Annotated in this window: 13 protein-coding genes and 1 pseudogene; 7 read left to right on the top strand and 7 right to left on the bottom strand. The window is 44.3% G+C overall.

Going from position 1 to position 17,229, the window contains the following annotated elements; all coding sequences use genetic code 11:
* Positions 1-12: 12 nt before the first annotated feature.
* Entirely contained in the window at positions 13-2,703 is a 2,691-nt protein-coding gene (ygjK, locus tag BCU34_RS16830) for an alpha-glucosidase (protein WP_102480510.1), read from the bottom strand.
* Positions 2,704-2,964: 261 nt separating this feature from the next.
* On the bottom strand, positions 2,965-3,729 hold the full coding sequence (locus tag BCU34_RS16835; RefSeq protein WP_102480585.1) for a helix-turn-helix domain-containing protein: 765 nt from the start codon (positions 3,727-3,729) through the stop codon (positions 2,965-2,967).
* A 680-nt stretch (positions 3,730-4,409) separates the two neighbouring features.
* Here BCU34_RS16835 and BCU34_RS16840 point away from each other — a divergent pair.
* The 3 genes and pseudogenes from BCU34_RS16840 to BCU34_RS16850 all read left to right on the top strand — a co-directional run.
* Positions 4,410-4,579: pseudogene (locus BCU34_RS16840) on the top strand (helix-turn-helix domain-containing protein); the annotation flags it as partial.
* A gap of 223 nt (positions 4,580-4,802) precedes the next feature.
* Positions 4,803-5,426, top strand: a complete 624-nt coding sequence (locus BCU34_RS16845; protein WP_102479722.1) for an HAD family hydrolase — start codon at positions 4,803-4,805, stop codon at positions 5,424-5,426.
* A gap of 37 nt (positions 5,427-5,463) precedes the next feature.
* Positions 5,464-6,303, top strand: coding sequence for a hypothetical protein (locus BCU34_RS16850; protein ID WP_102432565.1), 840 nt, complete (start codon positions 5,464-5,466; stop codon positions 6,301-6,303).
* A 64-nt stretch (positions 6,304-6,367) separates the two neighbouring features.
* Here BCU34_RS16850 and BCU34_RS16855 read toward each other — a convergent pair whose 3' ends face one another.
* Entirely contained in the window at positions 6,368-6,961 is a 594-nt protein-coding gene (locus BCU34_RS16855) for a sugar O-acetyltransferase (RefSeq protein WP_102479723.1), read from the bottom strand.
* Between the two features lie 296 nt (positions 6,962-7,257).
* The gene (add, locus tag BCU34_RS16860) at positions 7,258-8,256 is read right to left on the bottom strand and encodes an adenosine deaminase (RefSeq protein WP_065111595.1); all 999 of its coding nucleotides are present in this window, start codon (positions 8,254-8,256) and stop codon (positions 7,258-7,260) included.
* A 120-nt stretch (positions 8,257-8,376) separates the two neighbouring features.
* Here add and BCU34_RS16865 point away from each other — a divergent pair, with 120 nt between their 5' ends.
* Both BCU34_RS16865 and BCU34_RS16870 read left to right on the top strand, forming a co-directional pair.
* Positions 8,377-9,324, top strand: coding sequence for a LysR substrate-binding domain-containing protein (locus BCU34_RS16865; RefSeq protein WP_102480610.1), 948 nt, complete (start codon positions 8,377-8,379; stop codon positions 9,322-9,324).
* Between the two features lie 118 nt (positions 9,325-9,442).
* Complete coding sequence (locus BCU34_RS16870; protein ID WP_102480609.1) at positions 9,443-10,897, top strand: glutathione synthase; 1,455 nt, start codon at positions 9,443-9,445, stop codon at positions 10,895-10,897.
* Between the two features lie 85 nt (positions 10,898-10,982).
* Here the strand turns inward: BCU34_RS16870 and BCU34_RS16875 are convergent, their stop codons facing one another.
* Complete coding sequence (locus BCU34_RS16875) at positions 10,983-11,756, bottom strand: AraC family transcriptional regulator (protein WP_102480612.1); 774 nt, start codon at positions 11,754-11,756, stop codon at positions 10,983-10,985.
* A 97-nt stretch (positions 11,757-11,853) separates the two neighbouring features.
* Between BCU34_RS16875 and BCU34_RS16880 the strand changes: the two genes are divergently transcribed.
* Together BCU34_RS16880 and BCU34_RS16885 are read left to right on the top strand one after the other, a co-directional pair.
* The gene (locus BCU34_RS16880) at positions 11,854-12,975 is read left to right on the top strand and encodes a multidrug effflux MFS transporter (RefSeq protein ID WP_102480608.1); all 1,122 of its coding nucleotides are present in this window, start codon (positions 11,854-11,856) and stop codon (positions 12,973-12,975) included.
* A 422-nt stretch (positions 12,976-13,397) separates the two neighbouring features.
* A complete protein-coding gene (locus tag BCU34_RS16885; protein WP_102480607.1) occupies positions 13,398-14,492 on the top strand; it encodes an HDOD domain-containing protein in 1,095 nt (364 codons plus the stop codon).
* 97 nt (positions 14,493-14,589) lie between these two features.
* Here BCU34_RS16885 and BCU34_RS16890 read toward each other — a convergent pair whose 3' ends face one another.
* Both BCU34_RS16890 and BCU34_RS16895 read right to left on the bottom strand, forming a co-directional pair.
* On the bottom strand, positions 14,590-16,095 hold the full coding sequence (locus BCU34_RS16890; RefSeq protein WP_102480606.1) for an SgrR family transcriptional regulator: 1,506 nt from the start codon (positions 16,093-16,095) through the stop codon (positions 14,590-14,592).
* Positions 16,096-16,105: 10 nt separating this feature from the next.
* Positions 16,106-17,116, bottom strand: coding sequence for a Gfo/Idh/MocA family protein (locus tag BCU34_RS16895; RefSeq protein ID WP_102480605.1), 1,011 nt, complete (start codon positions 17,114-17,116; stop codon positions 16,106-16,108).
* Positions 17,117-17,229 lie beyond the last annotated feature (113 nt).

The raw sequence follows: 17,229 nt of genomic DNA on the forward strand, positions 1-17,229 counted from the left end.
TGAGTGTGGCTGCTATTTACCCACGAAACCGTTGTACAACATGTAAAGGTGCGCTGCACTCCAAGAGAAGTTATTCGCGCCCTGAACCTCGCCCGTTTCTGGGTTGTAGTTTTCCTGAATCGGGGTAGATTCTGTTAGGCCTTGTGCATTTTGGAATAGCTTGTCGACCATTTGACGCGCTTCTACACCGTAGCCATAGTTGTCCATACCGCGCACACCAAAGTAGAACTGATCTAGCCACACGCGACCACGCCAGTAAATGTCTGGGCCGTAAGCCGGGTTGTCCATTGATGCCGTACCTAGCGGAATCTTAGGTGAGTTAAACTTGCTGGTATTCAGCATGTTCTCCACGACTTTGTCCGCGTGTTCTTGCGTCGCGGCGTTGTTGAATAGTGGTGACCAACCTTCAGGGCCCATGCCTCGCTTCACTAGTACCGGACCTGCACATTGGTTAGGAAGTCCATTTGGTACCACTTCGATATCGTAGTAGAAGCCTGTTGACTCATCGTACATACAACGGTTGATGTACTCTTTGGTGTCCGCTGCTTTTTCTGCAAACTCGGCCGCTTTGTCTGCTTTACCCAGTACGTCGGCGATTTGCGATAGGTATAGGTTATCTGAGTACCAGTAAGATGCTTGGTCTACCGACTCTTGCATCAATGAGTAACCTGAGAGGTTGCTTGAATCGTCAGTGTTCTCGTTGAACTTCACTTCCCAATCTTTCTTCGCTTGAGCCAATTTGTTCATGTTCTCAAGCGAATTATCAAGGTAGGTCACCACTGAACCGTCTGCGCCCATCGCAATATTGTACGTGTTGTCAAAGCCATTGGTGTCGTGCGCGTAGCGACCCATTTGGTCTATCTCTTCCGCTTTTTCTTGTGTCGGTTGTTCAGATAATCCTTGTAGGTTATCGATAGTGTCAATAAAGCCGAACACGCCCGCGTTATCACGACCCGACTCCCAACCCGCTGCGACTTTTGCAGGGATACTCATCGCCGTGTAATCACCAGAAGTCAGCAATTCGTTGTACTTCTCGATACTCGTTTCTTTGAGCCACGTATCGCCATTTGCCTCGTCTTTATATTGGAATTTCATGTCGTCCACAGACGCATCTGATCCCCAAGAACCGTCATTCACGTCACCTGCGAAAACCGTGTGAATTGGATCTTTCGCTGCGCCATATTCCGGAATTCCGTTCTTGTTGGTATCACGAGCACGTAACCACCAATCGTGGAACGCCACTAGCTTCGGATACATTTCTTCTAGCCATTTTTGCGCTTCTTCTGGACGGTTATGCTCATCTTTCAGTGCGGTATACACTTCCCATACCGCCCATGCTGCCAGTGATGGCTTAGTATTACGCTCGTTCCAGTTCAAGCCATCTGTCGCTTGAGGGAACACTTTTTTGTATTCAGTAGACATGCCTTCCCAGCGTTCTGCTGGCAGGTTGTAAGTCACAACATCAAGCAGGTAACCTTCATCCCAAGGGCGCACTGGATCATCAGACTGCACTTGGTATTGGAATACAGTACGAATGTTTTCCATCGCTACATCTGGGTTGAAGTGTGACATTGCGTAAGCTTGCTTCCATGTATCCCACGGCCATGTCATGTTGCCTGAGAAGTAAGGAGCCGTAACGGAAGGGGTTACCGTGTCGTGGTCAATCGCACCCGCAGCTCCACGCCAGTTCGCGTTCAATGTTTCCATTGCTTTTACTGCAACGAACTCATGCTCTTTTGAAGCCGCATCGTTGGTGAGACCGTTTTCTAGGTACTCTTCCCAACGCATTGCTGAATCGTGCATGTAACCTTTTGGATCGGCCATTACTTTATCTAGTTTTGCAAACTCAGACGCTTGTTCTTTGGTGTTTTGAACGTGAGTGTAAGCCGTGTATAACGTGATCTCTTCGCCATCACCTAGAGAGGCCGTTTGCACGAAACCTTTCTTGTCATCATTGATGGTAGAAGTTTCTGGTTTGATAGAACGCGTCACTTCGAACTTTGAATCGCTAGATGTCAACAATGACCATGAATCACGAACTGCGCCAAAAGAGACTTCTACACCACTGTCTGTCGCTGTAATTTCACGGGAGTAAGTTGGGTAAGCTTCTTCAACACTACGGACTGTGCTGTCTTCATTCTTGTATGCCGTGCCATCATCCGCACGATAGTTTTGCATCAACTCACCATCCCATTCACCTTGAATATCTAGCTTATTGGGGTTTTTGATGGTGGTTTTTGCAAGAGAAGTACGATTAGTCACAAAACGCATTTCTAGCTCGGCTTCGATACCGTTCTCGCCTGTATACGTTTGAATCAACGCACCTGGTTGTGAGTATGCGTTTGTCAATTCTAGCGGCATTGGCTGGCCGTCGACAGCCAGAGTCAAACGGTCGAAACGTGCAGCCATGAATGATACGTATTCTTCGGTCAATAGCGCTGTACCACCTAGTGTGATTTCACCACCTTTGGTGTCTAACGTGTGGCCATGCCATGAGCCGTTATCGAACATTGGAATGTAGCGCAGGTGGCCGCCGTGTAAATCACGCAATGCCACAGGTACACCTGCACGATCGATGGTGTTGTGGAATTCGGTTGCTTTAAGTGGAGCATCCACATTCGAGCTATTATCACTACTGTTGCACCCGCTTAGTGTTAGAGCAACCCCGACAGCAATCGCACATAAAGACGTTTTAAACTGCATGTTATATCCTTCTTTATTGATTTTTGAATCTGATCAGGCGAAAAAAGGTCGAGACATGCCCTGCCGAGTTTCGTGAAGAAGATTCAACCTTATTTATTTCACTTATTGGTATGAGAAAAGAGCGCTATTTGCGTCTATTCTTTCTTTATTCAACTTGTTTAAATAACAAGTTATTAATTATTTAATAATATTGTGCCTTGATGGATTACGACTAGATTCCTTATCAATAAAATATAAATTATTATTAGTGCGTGTTAATCATTATTCGTTTGCCATCGATATGGATTTTAATAATTCACCGTCAATATTTGGGATCGTATCAGAAAGAAATATCTGATTGCCTGGAGTGTAGGTCATTAACACATTTCTGAGTCGTTCACTGCCTTCTCCATTCTTGTTTTGTACATCAAATTCAATCAGTTTGTTGTACACTTCGTTAGCCAGCTTTTCTTCTTGTTCTTCAGTAATAGCAATGCGTCCTATACAGATCGGAGGGCGCACGTCATGGCTGAATACTTCATCTCTAAAGCGCTTAGCAAACAACGTATCAAGCTTAGATCCTTCTTCAAAAATAAAACGGCCTTGATCTTTGAATCGGTATTGGTCATTACCTTTCAATTCAACATAATCCATCATTTCTAATGCGCGAAAATATATGGCGACTGACGTATGGCTCAGTTGGTATTTATTGGCAATATCTTGAGGTGACCATTCCTTGCGTCGTAATAGATACAGAAAATCAAACAAGTACGGATATTGATGGAATATTTCACTGTTTATATCCGTAATAAACTGTTCGTTCTCTTGCTGTAACTGTTTGCCTAGAATAGATAATTCTACTAAGTCAGTATCTAAATGAGTTGCGTATGAGAGTATTTTATCCAGCCCTAAAGACGTGTTGTGTAGTTGTCTTTTAATGGTTGAGAGAGGAATTCCCATCCCGGCAGAGAGATCGGAATAACAAATCCCTTTCTCTTTGATTTTTTCTCGTAAAGCAGCAAGTAAATACGTTGCAGAATTATTCATCTAACAATGCCTGTTCTATTTTCGTCAGTATCCTTGATAATAAATTCAAGAGAATCCTACTCTTGTGATTTTGGTTCCAAATATTTTCAATATTAACTATGAGTTGAGTTTTGCAAATTTGAGAATTTTACTTGTTGTTTATTGAACAAGTTTCACTCAATGTTACTAACGTTTAACTCATTATCAATATGTGGGGAGTATAATTGTTTTGATGCGTAAAATTAAGTTAATGGTGGTTTTTAGTAAAAATTTTCTTACGAGAGATTAATTTGTTGGGTGGGCAGTATCAATAAGTTGTACTTGGGAATTTAGTCTAGATTGATATCACAAAGTATTCGTGATTGACTGGTATTTTATTGAGGAGGTGACCAGTGAAAATATTGTTATAAGGAGTAAGGAGGTTAGTTAAATGGGGAGTGTAATTATTGAAGCGTAATCATATTATATAGTTATTTCTTAAACTTCCTATATATTTGTCCTATTTATTACTCGATCTTTAATTTACTTGGTATCTCACCTTGCTCTCTCTTGGCTTGATAGGAGGAAGAATAAGATCACCTGTAAGCAGGCAGGAAAAAAGCACATCCAATAGGACGTACTTCGAGTGCTTGAGGTTTCTGAGTTGCGAGCTACATGGCTAAGTTTTCATGTCTTAAGTTGGTGAGTGCTTTTAGATGGCCCTGTCTTTTAAGTTCGCTAAGCGCGTTATGACTATTCAAGACTATTCGATCTCAGATATTGCGCTTCACTTGGGATACGCAGATGCCTCACAATTAAAAGAGCGTTTAAGCGAGCGAACGGAATAACACCACTTCAATGGAAAAAGATCAATAAAGGTATAGGTGTATAGCGCTTCTAAAGCACCAACCATATTCTCTTCAGAAGCCGATTTGTGTTAGTTATTTCTTAGTTTATTGATATTGAGAAGGCCGTCGTAATGATGGCCTTTTTTGTACTCTATTGATTGTATATTCTACCCAAGGCTTTTAATTTATAAACGTTCGCTATGAATCTTGATGTGCGGCACTTTGTGTCGCTTTTCCATCAATGACATGGTGATAACGGGAGTGTGTATGAGTTCTAATGAAATCAAAAATGTGGTGTTTGATGTAGGCAATGTCATTGTGCGTTGGGCACCTCTGGAAATTGCCCGGCTTACTTTTGGTGATACTGAAGAATTGGAGTCTCGAGCTCGTTCTATTTTTCAAAGTACGATTTGGTTGGATTTGAACAAAGGATTCTTGACCGAAAGTGAGGCCAAGCTTCGTTATCAACAAGAACTCGACTTGTCCCCGTTAGAGTGCGATCGCCTGTTCTATTACGTTAAGCAAACGCAGATCTTACTGCACGGTTCAGTTGAACTCATCGAGCGAGTAAAGCGATCGGGCTATGATGTGTACGCGCTTACTGACAATGTGGTCGAGATTGTTGAATATTTAAAAAATACCTATCAGTTTTGGGCGTTGTTTGATGGTGCGGCAGTATCTGCTGAATTGGGCATGCTTAAGCCACAACCTGAAATCTACCAAGCGCTGCTATCTAATAATGGGCTTGAAGCTTCAGAAACCGTCTTCATCGATGATATGCCCTATAACGTTGAAGGGGCAAAGGCTGTAGGCATAGCTGGTATTCAGTTTACCGATGCCGCTCAGTGTGAAAACAGCTTGCAGGCGCTTGGCGTTAATTTAATAGATTGACACCTTGGCGAATGAGTTAAATTTGAGGATGTAGAAAATGAAAAGATACCCACCTAAGTCTATCGTTACATTCTTGTTTTTGACTATGTCGGTGCTGGTTTTAGTCGTGGCTTTCGTGCTTCAAATTCGCGGTGAGCAAGCATGTGATAGTTGCTATGAATCAGATAAAGGACAGTTCAAGTTTGTCCTTTATGATGGAACTTCACCTGCGATAATTCCCAGTATTTATAACGAGCTATTACTTAAACAGGCGCCTTTGATGAAGAGCTTCGGCCTGGACTCAATACCGGTCATAACGGTGAGAGTATGGCAAAGCCAAAAGGCGTACTTAGATGAGCAAGAGCGTAGCATTGGACAGCGATATGCGTTTTCTACAGGCTACATCGAGCCTAAAAGTAATGAAATCAGGCTGCTTTATTTTGGTGGTGAAATCCAACGAACGGCATTGCATGAATTTGTGCATTTACTGACACTTCAAATCAACCCCAATTTCGCGAACAACCCTCGTTGGTTGTGGGAAGCCGTAGCCATCTATAAATCTGAAGATTATTGGTTCCACATGAATAACAGGAGCGCCATCAAAGGCCGCTTTGATGGGCTTGTTCAGGACTTATACAATAAGCCGAACAGTAGCTCGGCGGTTTATGAGCTTGGGTATACGGTCGGTGAGTTTATTGAACGTTCATGGGGAGAAGGGGCGTTTGTTGATCTTATTAAGAGCAATGGTGACCCCTCACAGCTTACCGATCAGCCAATAGAATCGCTGTTTTATGATTGGGAAAAATTCGTCAAAACTACGTATTTGAGTGGCCCGAAAAGTGAGTATGAAAAAGCCATGGAACGAAGCCCATTCGATAGAAGAGACACGGTAAACTAATCAAAAAAGAGGTGATGTTTAATTAAAAATATCACCTCTTTTGTCATTTACTTTTAGTTCGCGTTTACTTGCTGTCGTCAGTTGGCTGTTCAGTATTCAAATATCTAATCAATTTTGCCGGCGTACCACCGTATAGGCAATCTGGTGGTACATCATTGTTGACTACTGAGTTCGCTGCGATAACCGAGCGAGCGCCAATCGTTACACCTTGGTTGATCACTGAGTTGCCACCAACCCACACATCATCTTCGATTGTTATGGGTAAACAGAAGGTTTCCCATTTACGGCGGCTACGATAATCAAGGGAGTGTGATGGCGTATAGAATTGCGCACTTGGTCCAATTAAAACATTGTTGCCGATTTTGATGTTCGCACCATCTAGCATTACTGCGTTCATGTTAATGAAGGTATCTTCGCCAATCTCGATGGTTTTGCCAAACTCACAATGAAAAGGGGGCTGGATTAAGCTGCTACTACCCACCTTACCAAATAGCTGCTCTTGCAATGTGTGTTGCTGGTCTGGGTCTTGGTGACTGTTGAAAGCCATTAGCGACTTTCTGGCATTGGAACGCATGGTATCAATTTCTTGGTCTGCACCATCATATACTTGCCCAGATAGCATCTTTTCTAGTTCAGTTTTAACGTTTGTATTACTCATGCTTGCCCACTTTCCGAGAGTCTCGGTTTAATACCAATCGTAGTAAATAACTGGTCATCCTAGCTGGTTAAAACGCTCAATAACTGCGTTAGAAATTTTGATTGTAGAATAACTACTTATCGAAAATTTCTGCCTTGTTCTTAAGCCTTTTTCCTGCGCTATTTATGATCACTTACTTACTGTGATTGGTATAAATGACGAATACTGTAAGATTAGCGATTTTCGGGCATAAAAAAAGAGAAAAGCCTCAGCCTTTCTCTTCCTGTTTTTCTACTTAGCAATCAAGCTTGCTTAAATTAGATTTGCTCAACGAAACCCATTAGGTGTTGTTTCACTTCATCTGAAGCGAAAGCGCTCTCTACAGAGTATTTGTAGATTTCTACGTAGTCTTCTTTTGTTAGGCCGAATGTTTCACACACACGCTTCACTTCGTTAGTCATGGTTGTGTTCGACACAGTACGGTTGTCTGTGTTGATGGTCACAACGATGCCGTCTTTCTTGAATTCAGCAATTGGGTGGTCGCTGAATTTGTGAATACATTTAGTTTGAACGTTACTTGTTGGGCAAGTTTCAAGCGCAACCTGCTTCTCTTTAACGATGTTATATGCGTCTTCGTTACCTTGGATGTGAACACCGTGGCCGATACGCTCAGCGTCAAGCATTGTCACTGCATCGTAAACGTTTTGACCGTGCCATTGTTCACCAGCATGAACTGTAATGCGGTAGCCTTTTTCAAGAGCGTATTGCGTGTACTCAGGGAATTCAGCGCAGAAGCCCGGCTTTTCACCGCCCGCAATATCAAACGCAACCACGCCTTTACCTAGGTAAGGTTGGCCTGCGTCGATCACGTCTTTGATAGAATCTTTAGGGAACATACGAAGCACAGACATAATGTAGTTGCCCTTGATGTCGTATTTCTCTTCTGCGCGCTTCATGCCTTTTACTGCACTTGCAATGATCGTATCAAGAGACAAGCCCTTGTTTACGTGCAGGATTGGTGCGAAACGAACTTCTAGGTACTTAACGTTTTCTAGTGCAGCGTCTTCGTAAAGCTCGAAAGAGATACGCTCAATCGCTTCTTCAGTCTGCATTACTTGTAGTGGCAGGCTGAAACAAGCCAGATACTCATCTAGGTTTTTGCAATCTTCTGGCACCGTTAGAGATTGAACAACCGCGTCGCGATCTTCAGGTAGTTCGATATTGTACTGTTTTGCTAGGTCAATAATCGTATCTGGGCGAACACTTCCGTCTAGGTGGCAGTGTAAATCAATCTTTGGTAGTGCTAGAAAATCCATGAGTATTCCTTAATTCTATTATTATTTGAGCGTGTTAACTCACATGCGCTAAATTTACCAAGACCATGATATGATTTAAAGTGACAATTAATCATCATTAACCTGAATTTAGGGAATATCATGGTAGATGTTAAAAGCTTACTTAAATGCGACATGAATTTGCTGCTTTGCCTACATGTTCTTATTGAAGAGCGAAGTGTGAGTAAAACAGCAGAGCGACTCTTTTTGAGCCAGTCTGCGGTAAGTAAACAGCTCACTAAGCTGAGAGCTTTGTTTGATGATCCGCTATTTGAGCGAGAATCTAAAGGTCTGTTTCCAACCCCGAAAGCTACTTCTTTAGCGCCTAAGATTCATCAGATCCTTTTGCAAGTTGAACAGCTAACCGTGCCGGACATTTTTGAGCCGAAAGACAGCGAGCGCACTTTTAATATCGATCTTGTTGAAACCGCTTATACCGCGATATACCCTAAATTTATGCCTAACGCGTTGGCAGATGCGCCGAACATTACGGTAAACAGCACTACTTGGAGTAGCGAAACCTTTAAGCGCCTACTAAAGCGTGAGGTCGATTTTGGGATTGGAATTTTTGAGCTCGATGAAAGAGCGAGTACTCACATTCAAAATATCCCTGCTGAGTTAAACCATGTCGAATTGCTGCAAGATTACTCTGTGTGTTTGATGCGTAATGATCACCCGGTGCTTCAGGAAGATTGGAACCTGCAAGCCTTCCTTAAATACCGTCATATTCAGTTAGTCACTGGTGGCGTTGGCGACTGGTTGCTTCTGGAGATCTTGCAAGCCAAACAGCTTCAAATTAACAAAGCCGCCAACGTGTCGGACATCACCAGCGCAGTAAAGCTGTGCAAGCAAAGCGATTTGTTAATGTGTTATCCGTACAACTCGGTTTGTGACTATATTGAGAGTGGCGAACTGGTGATGAAACCGATTCCCATTGAGTTGGTTCCCGGTGGTTTGTTTTTGCTTTGGCATCGTTATTTTGACTCTGAACCAAGTCACAAATGGCTTCGCGACCTAATCGTCAATAAGACCCAAGAACCTCAGCTGTAAACTGCGAGCTACGATGATCAAAACGGCGAAATAACTTTTTTAAAATTTATTTCGTCTTTTTCGAATGAGCATCGTCTTACTACGGGTGCCAAATGCCCGCCAAGAATGAGATATCTAAATGAATCCAATGCCATCGATTCCGCAACAAGTCATTGAAGATGCTTGTGAGTGGGCCATTATGCACGGTGTCGCTTTTCGTCAGTCTGACAATACCGCGAGACATTGCCCTTTTAGCCTTGCTCCAATGAGTATTGAGCGTAAGGTATTTGAACACCTGTTGAGGGTGACACCGCTTATCACCAAGCTCATCAACAATGTTTCGGAAGACCATGACTTTTTACAGTCATCATTGAGCGATATGGCGAAAGCCGATCCGTTTTTTGGTCGCTTGATGGAGCTTCATCAACAGGCTCATGGCAGTGCCGATGAGCGCTTGAATCCAGCTCGACAACCTTTGTTGTTGATGCGTACTGATTTTATGGACGATCGCCGACACGGTGCAAAAGTGATTGAGTTTAATGGCATTGCGGCAGGGATGGCCCCGTTTGGTCAACGCGCTACAGAGTTCCACTCGTTCATGCAAAACCAATGGGCAAACGTTTATAACAATTGGTTGGAAGACCCGTCAGCAACACCGGCTGAAAACCAAGGTTTAACCCAGTTGGCTTATGGTATCGCTAATGCTGCAAGGCAAGTAAAAGCCGACTTCAACGAGCAAGATAAACCGGTTTTCTTGATGGTGGTGCAGAAGAACGAAGACAACGTATATGACCAACATTTGCTTGAAGTTGAGCTGCAAAAACAGGGCATTCGCACGGTTCGTCGTACCTTTGAACAATTGAGCTGCCAGCTTTCATCGGGCGATAATCAACGCTTGTTATTGAAAGATGTGGGCGCTGTCGATGTGGTGTACCTAAGAGCTGGCTATCAGTATTCAGATTACTGGGCTCCAGAACTCAACGAATCGGTTTGTTGCCATACGTTAAGTCAGACTCGCTTGTTTATGGAGCAACACCATGTCGCAATGAACGCGACCATCAACCAGCAATTAGCGACCAGTAAAACCATGCAAATGTTGCTGACCATGATGCCAGCAGCTGAATACGCACGTTGGGGTTTAACGTTACAAGAAGCCGAACTGGTCAAGAGTGTATTAGCTGACATGAAGCCCATCGGCAGTGAAGAAATTGAATGGTTTAATACACAAGCTGATAAGCAAGAATGGGTGCTGAAAAACCAAGGAGAGGGCGGTGGCCACTGCGTCTTTGGTGACGATATCAGTGAACAGCTGAGCCAACTTGAGCCAGAAGAGTACGACGCGTGGGCACTGATGCAGCGCTTGTACCCTCATGAACGTGACGTACCGACCATCGCAGTGCGCGATACACAACAAACGCTCGTGACAGACTTAGTCAGCGAAGTAGGTTTATTCACCGCTTACTATCAAGGAGAACCAGTAACAGAGCTGGACGGTTATGCTGGCTACTTAATCCGCAGTAAGCCAGCCAGCGAAAACGAAGGCGGGATCCACAGTGGAAAAGGGATTCTCGATTCGCTGGTGTTGATTGACTAGTTGAATCTGTATTAAAAAACCAGAACTCATGTTCTGGTTTTTTTTATCTGAACTAAGTACAACCTCAGAGTTTGGATTACTACGATCACGTCCCTAACTTGGTAAACGCCAACGGGGTTTGTCCGGTTTGCTGTTTGAAAAAAGCGATAAACGCACTGTTGGATGAGAACTCTAACAGATGAGCCACATCACCGACTTGTCGGTTTTCTGAGAGCAGTTCAATCGCTTTAAACAAGCGCCATTGTTGTCGCCACTCTTGATAAGTCATGCCTGTTTCGGCTTTGAATAATCGAGTAATCGTCTTGGTACTTGCGCCAACCGAATTCGCTAATGTCGATAATGCAGGGGCAAGAAAAGAGGCGGTTCGAACTTGCTTGCAAAAGCTTTTAAAGCGGCGATCTGTCGGTAGTGGCAAGATGAACGAATGCTGATTGGCACTGTAAAACTCTTCCCAGAATAGGTTGGCGGTGTTGGTTGTGTGCTCCGATGCAATGTTCCAATCCCAAAAGGCCATCTTATTGATCAGCGCTTTCAAAAGCTCGTTCACTTCCACAATCTCAATGGCCTCTGGGCAGGTGCAAACACTGCTATCGAAATACAGTGAGCGATAGGCAACCACATTGGTCATCTGCGCTCGGTGCTTGGTATAGGGCGGGATCCACACGGCTTTGGTCGGCGGTAAAATGCAAAGAGCGTTCTCTAAGGTCAAGGTGATGCAGCCTTGCGGAGCATACAGAAGTTGCCCCTTGACGTGGTGGTGTATGCCTGAGTCATGTTTGCCTAGCTCTGCGGCAATGCCAATTACAGGCGCGGGTATACTGTCTGCATCAAACTCGATGGTCTCACTAATTAATGCCATTTGTCCCAATTTTGTTGTTTTTGGTTTTAATGTTGTTAACGAGCCAAGATTAGTTTCCTCTAGACTTCGCGTCAAGTTCACTGGTCTTGGAAAAATGATGAAAACAAAACCTTCTTTATGGCAAATGGTGCTGCTGTTGATGTTCCCCCAAATCGCAGAAACCATCTATAGCCCGACTCTGGATTCAATATCGAAATCCTTTGATGTCAGCTACACACAAGCTACTCAAACCCTATCGATTTACTTCTCAGCGTTTGCGCTCGGTGTTGTGGTATGGGGCATATTGGCAGACAAATGGGGACGCCGGCCCACCATGTTATTGGGCTTGGGGTTATTCGCCTGTTCTGCGCTGATCGCAATGCAAACCAATAGCTTTGTTTGGTTGATGATAGCCAGAGCCATGGGCGCTTTCGGGCTTGCGGTTGGCTCTGTCGTCACTCAAACCATGCTTCGAGATGCCTTTAGCGGTACTGAGCTAGCTAAGGTATTTGGTTACATGGGGATGGGATTGTCGATTAGCCCAATCATCGGGTTGCTACTTGGTGGTCAATTAAGCCAAGCAGGCGGGCATCAATATGTGTTTATTGCTTTGTTTATTATGGTGTTAGCGCTGCTGACACATAGCTTATGGTCGCTGCCTGAAACGCAGCAATCTAAGCAGCCGCTACGATTAAAATCGCTCAGTATTCATATGATTAAAGACGGTGGTATTTGGGTGTCGGCACTGCTTGTCGCCTCGTTCAATATTGCGCTGTTTTCGTATTACCAACTGGGTTCATTCACCTTCTTGCTGCTTGGGTTCAGCATCGAGCAGTTTGGTTATAGTGGCGTCGTGCTTGGGTTCGGAACCTTGTTGGGAAGCTTGATTAACAAAGCGCTATTGAAACGACAAGTATCATCTATCTCTTTGATTGGCTTAGCGGCAGGGCTTCAAACATTAGGTGCGGTGGGTGTGTATTTTTCACAACACACGATCTGGTTCTTGCTTCCGATGATGTTGGTGGTTATGGCGTTTGGCATTGCGATTCCTAATGTATTGAGCCGAGCGTTAGTGCGTTACCAATCTCAAGCAGGAAGCGCAGGCGCACTGTTTGGTTTGATGTATTACACCTTGATTGGTTCAGGGCTCGCTTTGGCGGGACTGATTCAAGATCTAGGTGTGGTGTTAGTACTTTGTGGTGCGTTATCTGTGTTGGTGACGATACGTAGTCGACTCTAGCTTAAACAGTAAGTCTCTCATCTATATCGATAAATTCCGCACTCTATTGGGTGCGGAATTTTTCATTTTATTGATTCGTAACCGTTGGTAACGAAGTATCGGCTGAGCGTATTGGCGAACGTGTTCTGATTGAGCCTTGTTTGACTGAGGTTTATGGGCAAGATTGTGTTAGAAGTAGCAGAGCGCTAATTTAGTCAGCTTCAGGATTCAGATTGATGGAAGAGCGAGCAAGTGTTACTTGCTCGCTTTTTTGTTTCTGGCGAATACCGGAGGCTTGGCCTAGCAAACGGCTAAATAACATATCCTATATAGCAGAAAAATTAATGATTCATTTATCACTGTATGGTTTATGAGTTGCCTGTGCGATAATCACCGCCGTTATATATCCCTATCTATGTTGTATTCATCTAGGAGCCGTATTGATGTTTAAAAGGGTATTGCAGGCACTATTCTCACCTTTTGTTGATTCAAAAAACAAACCCTCTGCAGAGCCTGTCCAACAAGAGCAACAACAAACCGTTGCTACTGATTCTGTTCCGTCTTCAATTTTTGTTCCGCCGTCGTCCGCTCAGCCATCATCATTAATCGTCGATAAGACACTTAGCCTGCACGATGGTGAATTCCTTGATTATTTGTTTGGAGAGTCTCGCCTTCGAACGGAGTCAGATCCATTTAGCGATTTTGTCGCTTGTCAGATAGAACGTTTGATTCGCTCTCCAAAAGCTTTGCTTAATGAACTGCCAGTGATGCCAGCCTCTGTGACCACGTTAATGGCTGAATTGCAGAGCGATGAGTTTGATATCGATGCATTGTTAAGAGTGATTGAGCGCGAGCCGAGTATGGCTGCCGATGTGATTAAACTGGCTAACAGTGCTTTTTATAAGCGTGGTGAAAAACAGGTTACTGACCTAAAAACAGCATTCTTAAATATGGGTTCTCAAGGGCTTGTTGAAGGAGTAGTGAATAGCTACATGAAGAACTTCACGCCGGGGAACAATATTTACTGGCGTCACTTCGGTGAGAAAATTTGGTATCACAGTGTTCAAACCGCGTCTTTTTCTAAGGAGTTGATGAAAGACTCTTCATCCCAAGAAGATCAGGCTGCGGCGTACTTTGTTGGGTTGATTCGCAACTTAGGCAAGATGATTATTTTCCAAATGATGGTAGAAGCCTTCAAGCATGTAGATCCCTCTGTTCCGCCAAACTCGTTAGCATTGAAGCGCCTGATGAACAGTTACTCTATTCGCCTGACTTACACCATTGCTAAGTTCTGGGAACTGCCAGAATCTGTGTTGACCGCAATTGGCTACCAAGAGTCGAGCCGATACGAATGCACACCACTTGGTCAAGCTGTGTTTGAAGCTAACTACCTAAGTGAGCTGAAATACTTATTGGAAGAGCAGGCGATTGAAGCAGAGCAGTTTAAGACTCGATGTAAAGAGACACTCTTATCTCCAGCGGCATTCAAAGTGGCTAACCGTATCTATAAAGAATCTGAGTTATCGCTAGTGAGCTAACCCTTAGCCTATTCGACCTACGCTGTGACTGAACATTATGATTGGTTGCAGCTTGGTTGGGCTAGGTTGTGAAATACAGTTCAGCTACGAAATTCGCTTACAAATGGCTAATCCATAGCTTGTCGAGCTCACACCAACCGAAGCCATTCACTTGCGCACCGTGTATCTTTTCAGAAACCTCTAAGTTGAACGCTTCTTGCTTGAGCTCAACCACAATCCCAGTTTCATCGAGCCAATGTCTAAGTTCTAACAGCTTATTCATTGCCAGGTCGAGGTTTGGCTCGCGTCGAATTGAGGCTATCCCTTGCTCAATCCTATTTAGCATCTTTGCGGCTAGCGATAAGTCTTCAAAAGGGAAACGAGTAAAGAAACTTAACCATGAGGAGAAGGTATCGTTTTCATCAATAATGCTGCACAGCGCGATGTCTTTGGTCGCTGTGTAGTGTCCATATTCGATATTGGTTTTTTGATCGTCAGATACTGATAATTGCTCGAAAAGCGCTTGGCATTCTGAGGTGTCTTCAACGGTGAACTCACGAGCGGTTTTCGACAACTTCGGGTTTTGAACCTTGAAGAAGGTTGAACCGAAATTCTGTAGAGCTGAATCGCTCGCTCCATTCACCGTGACCGTTTTCTCTGGCATTTTGACGCACACTTGGTTTTGCGCACATGCCTTAGTTTGCGACCAGTCAGGGTAAACCCAAAGCTCAACTCGATTGAGAATCGGTGTGCTGTGTGAATAGGCATTATTGCGGTTTAACCTCAGCATCTTGCTTGAGAATATCTCCAACGCGAAAGCGCCTGAGCCAATTAGCTTATCGTCTGATGTGTGCTCAAATATCGAAGCCTCAGGTCTAGCCAGTAATCGAGGCAAATGCCAATCAGGCTCACTCAGAGTCATTTTGATCACATCGCCAGTGACAGCCGACACGTCAACAATATGTTGATAGCAACGACGCCAGAATTTGCTCCTAGAGAGTGAGGAGAGACAGCGCACTATGTCTTGGATTTCAAGCGATCGACCGTTATGGAATTGAGCGCCATTACGAACTTGGAAATGCCAAACGGTAGCATCTTCATTATGCTGCCAATGATAAGCTAAATCACCGCTCAGCTTTTCTTGTCGAATTGCAGTGAGGCGTTGGCAAATCTGCATCACTAAGAAACGTTCAGTACGCCTTAGCACACGCTGAGGGTGGAGTGCTTCAAGTTCTCGGTGGAAGGGAATTAATGCTACGTTCTGTGTTGAATGATTGTTGCTGCTCAGAAAGGCTTGCAGCTCAGTGCCAGCGTTTCGGCCATTGAAGCTTAAGGTGTTAAACACCTGCTCAATATTGCCTGAATCTGCTTGGCTTTGTGCGTATTGGTAACACGCCTCAATGGGTTCAACCAGACACGTGAGTTGTGCCTTCTTGCTGCGGCCTGAACTAGCTTGCCACTCAATCCAACCTTGCGCTGTCATCGCTTTGAGTAAGGTCTGAACGTGACGTTCACTCACGTGCAGCAGTGTGGCCAGTTGATTGACTTGACAATGCGATACTCCAGGCCCAAAAGCCTGAAATATCTTTTCATACAGTTCAAGCTTGCGCTTAAGGTTGCCCAATTTGCTTTTCCTAACGATGAGGTTGAGTTAAATGTGGATAGCCAGAGTCAATGAGTGCTTGTTCCATGGTATCCAGTACCTGAGCACTTACATTTGAGCTTAGGATATCAGAGTACGTTTTTCCCTCTAGCACCAGCTGTGAGAAGTGTTCGATTTGATATTCGAACCCATTGCCTTGAATTGGGTGCTCGATGGTGAAGGTTTCATTCTGATATTCGACCTCGATGTAGGCTGGGTTCCACCATTTGTCTTGAATCGTGATGGTGATATCTGGACCATTTAATCGAGCTGAGCGGGGCAGGTTGTGCACTGTCGAAGCTGATATGGTCGCGTTGATCTCGCCAGAAAACTGAAAGCAGGAATCGGTATCAACATTGGCCCCCTCATACAGACATGACATCTCTACCTGAGGTTTTGAAGGACTAACCCCCAACGTTCGACACAGATCGTAGAAGAACCAAAGCCCATAGACCCCAACATCGAGCGTTGCTCCGCCTGACAAGTCCGGATTGAAGATAAACAAATCGGGCTTATAGTCGTGATGGTTACCAAAGCTGGCTTCGATTGAATCTATCTGAATGTTGTTATCGACCAAGAATGATTGAAGCTCACGATACGCGGGAAACACCACGGTTTTCATCGCTTCTAACAGCATCACGCCATTTTGTTTCGCGAGGGCTTTCATCTCCAGCCAATCACTAAGGTTGGTAAAAGCCGGCTTCTCGACCAATACATGTTTTTTACTCTTTAGAAACAGTTCGGCGAGTGGCTGGTGGTATGGGTGAACCGTAGCGATGTACACCGCTTCAACATCTGGATCTTGCGCCATGACTTCATAAGATCCATAAGCCTTGTTGCAACCAAACTTATTGGCGAACGTGGCTGCGCGGGAGTGATCTCTTGCGGCAACGGCATAAAGTTCACCATGCAGACAGTGCTCTGTGACTGCGGTTGCGAATCGATTGGCGATATTGCCTAGCCCTGCGATACCCCATTTAATCTTGCGTTGCGTGCCGCTCATCAGTTGCTCCAAATCGTTGTTTTGTATCAGTGTACTCAGAGACGCCACATACAAATAGAGAACAGATTTCTCAACCTGTTCTCTATTTAATTCTATTCTAGTTGAAGCTCCGT

It is taken from the genome of Vibrio sp. 10N.286.45.E10, assembly GCF_002874195.2.
Classification (GTDB): domain Bacteria; phylum Pseudomonadota; class Gammaproteobacteria; order Enterobacterales; family Vibrionaceae; genus Vibrio; species Vibrio crassostreae.

Coding starts and splice junctions, on each gene's coding strand:
- ygjK (WP_102480510.1), bottom strand. CDS start 2,703: ATGCAGTTTAAAACGTCTTTATGTGCGATTGCTGTCGGGGTTGCTCTA.
- BCU34_RS16835 (WP_102480585.1), bottom strand. CDS start 3,729: ATGAATAATTCTGCAACGTATTTACTTGCTGCTTTACGAGAAAAAATC.
- BCU34_RS16845 (WP_102479722.1), top strand. CDS start 4,803: ATGAGTTCTAATGAAATCAAAAATGTGGTGTTTGATGTAGGCAATGTC.
- BCU34_RS16850 (WP_102432565.1), top strand. CDS start 5,464: ATGAAAAGATACCCACCTAAGTCTATCGTTACATTCTTGTTTTTGACT.
- BCU34_RS16855 (WP_102479723.1), bottom strand. CDS start 6,961: ATGAGTAATACAAACGTTAAAACTGAACTAGAAAAGATGCTATCTGGG.
- add (WP_065111595.1), bottom strand. CDS start 8,256: ATGGATTTTCTAGCACTACCAAAGATTGATTTACACTGCCACCTAGAC.
- BCU34_RS16865 (WP_102480610.1), top strand. CDS start 8,377: ATGGTAGATGTTAAAAGCTTACTTAAATGCGACATGAATTTGCTGCTT.
- BCU34_RS16870 (WP_102480609.1), top strand. CDS start 9,443: ATGAATCCAATGCCATCGATTCCGCAACAAGTCATTGAAGATGCTTGT.
- BCU34_RS16875 (WP_102480612.1), bottom strand. CDS start 11,756: ATGGCATTAATTAGTGAGACCATCGAGTTTGATGCAGACAGTATACCC.
- BCU34_RS16880 (WP_102480608.1), top strand. CDS start 11,854: ATGAAAACAAAACCTTCTTTATGGCAAATGGTGCTGCTGTTGATGTTC.
- BCU34_RS16885 (WP_102480607.1), top strand. CDS start 13,398: ATGTTTAAAAGGGTATTGCAGGCACTATTCTCACCTTTTGTTGATTCA.
- BCU34_RS16895 (WP_102480605.1), bottom strand. CDS start 17,116: ATGAGCGGCACGCAACGCAAGATTAAATGGGGTATCGCAGGGCTAGGC.